General features: G+C 64.5%; 2 protein-coding genes. One reads left to right on the forward strand and one right to left on the reverse strand.

The genetic code is table 11. The features are described 5' to 3' along the window. Positions 1–1,609: DUF6923 family protein (locus ACFP9U_RS24760; protein ID WP_378625514.1), on the reverse strand; the 1,609-nt coding region annotated here is incomplete at its 3' end. Positions 1,610–1,918: 309 nt separating this feature from the next. On the opposite strand from ACFP9U_RS24760, the gene ACFP9U_RS24765 reads away from it, so the two are divergent. After that, the coding region (locus ACFP9U_RS24765; protein WP_378625515.1) for an NAD(P)/FAD-dependent oxidoreductase at positions 1,919–2,366 on the forward strand (448 nt) is incomplete at its 3' end.

Raw genomic sequence — 2,366 nt, forward strand, 5'->3', positions numbered from 1 at the left:
CGCTGGAAGCCTGCGCATGCGCCGTCGCCTGGTTCTCCAGCCGGCCCAAATCAATGTCAGCCTGCGTCAGCGTGTAGCGCGCCGTGAGGGTGCCGCTTGCGCCGGGGTCCAGTTCCGCAATGGAACCCGAGACCGTCATCATCGGATCGCTGACCGTGAGGTTGGTCAGCTTCACACCACCGGTGTTCTCGATCGTAAAGCTGTACTCGATCTCTTCGTTTGCATCCGCCTGGCCGTTACCGCCGGCGATCAGGTTCCCCGTTTTCCTAAGCTCCATATGGGCCGGCAGCTTGGCGAAGCTCGACGTGTTGTTGTCCGGATCGGGATCCGCCGAATCCTGGGGGTTCGTGGCCGTGACGACGTTGACCAGCTCGCCATCATGGTCCGGTGGCACTTCCATGGTGAGGTCGAACGTGACGACGCCACCGACCGGCACACTCACCCTCTCACCCTCGATGCCGCCCGTGCCGCTCGCATGCCGGCAGCTTGCGCCAGCGGAGGCCGTGCACGTCCATCGGGCATTCGTGATACCCTCCGGCGTCGGGTCGTCGATCACCTCGAGGCCCGACACGCCGAAGGGGCCGTTCGGATTGGAGATCGTGATCGTGTAGGTTACATCCTGACCGGGGATGTAGGAGTCCGAGTCGCTTACCTTGGTGACCTGGATATCGGCGGGCAGATTAACGATCGACGAGTAGCATTTGGCGCCGTCGCTGTTGGAAGCCCCTGGAGAGCCGGAGATCCTCGTTGCCGTGACGGTGTCCTTGTCAAACTTGTAGAAACCGCCGGAGATCGCGGCGCCATAGACCCCGTTCGGCGCTCCAAACGCCGCCGTAATGTCGCCGGATACCGTGACGTTGCCGAGCGTGGACACGGCGCCGGTACTCGGGTCGATGGTCAAGAACTCGTTCGTACCCCTCCTCACCGCGTAAAGGAGACCATCATGCCACGCATAGTCGGCGGCATCCGGACTCTCGGACATTGTGATAGTGGTGGAGTCACCGGTGGTCAGGTCGACCCGGTGGAGGGTGGCGCTGTCACCGCCGACATACATGTAGCCGTCGGCACCGATTTCGGCGGCAAACGCCGCTGCCGGCAAAGGCGGGTTTACAGTGACCGTCTCCCAGTTGCCATCGCTGCCGACCCTGATGACGTCGCCTGTAGCGTTGTTCACACCGTAGACGTAGAAATCGGCCGGATTGAAGGCCGTGCCGTTCACCTGGAAGTTCACGCTTCCGAAATGCGTGTACTGAAACGGGTTTGTCGATGTATCGACTTCGTAGAAGGTGGTGACATCGGTGGCCGTATCATGGAGCGACAGGAACATCCGGCCGTCGCACTGTCCGAAATCCGGCATGCTTTGCGCCGCCGCACCGCGAGGATTGCCGACAGCAAGGGCAGCCGTGACAAGGAGGAGCGCAGCGGCCCAAACCCATCTCCCTCTGCACGTCCATGCCTCCATGCGCGCGCCGGTGAGCACGGCCAACGCCGCGCCGCATGCCGACCGCATCCACGAAACCGGTCCATTGCCCCGGGCGTGTCGAAAGGATTCCGCGGCATTGCGCGTCTCGGCTGTGGAGGAATGATGGCTTTCGCGTTCTGTCGGCATGGGGATCCCGTTGGCTTGGTATGACGGCCGATGCCCGGAGCGGGCGTACACATGCATAAGGGACGGATACGCAGGCCACGCCGCGCCAGCACGACGCGCAGAGAATCGCCGGCACGATAGGAACGGCGCGGCGTTTACGTCAGTACGCGAGGCGTATGCTTACGGTAAAATAGCAAACCGCATGGATTCGTAGGCATCTCCCGGAAAGGCCGGGAGCCCGTTCCGCCGTCAGCGCGCGTGCCCATTGGCATTTGCGCAAACCCGTGCCAAAGCTGCCGCCGACCGTGAGTAAAGGCAGGCTCGCTCGCCATGCAGGAACACCCCGACGGCCAGAGCCTCTGGGCCCGGACCGCGCCGCCCGCGCCGCAGACCTCAGCGCTTGCCGGCGCGCTGAAAGCCGATGTCGCGGTGGTCGGCGGCGGCTTCACCGGTCTATCGGCAGCCCTCCATCTGGCCGAGGCCGGAGCAAGGACGGTCGTGCTCGAGGGCTGCGAGATCGGCCATGGGGGTTCGGGCCGCAATGTCGGGCTGGTCAATGCCGGCATGTGGGTGCTGCCGGATGAACTGCCGAAAACGTTGGGCGCAATCCATGGGGAGCGGCTCCTGACGCTCCTGGGCGAGGCACCGCGCCTCGTCTTCGCGCTGGTCGAGAAGCACGCGATCGCCTGCGAGCCGGAGCGGTCGGGGACGCTGCACTGTGCCGTCGGCGCGAGCGGGCTGAGGCAGATCGAGGAGCGCGCGCGGCAATGGCAGGCGC

The sequence above is a fragment of the Nitratireductor sp. GCM10026969 genome, from assembly GCF_042660605.1.
Lineage (GTDB): Bacteria > Pseudomonadota > Alphaproteobacteria > Rhizobiales > Rhizobiaceae > Chelativorans.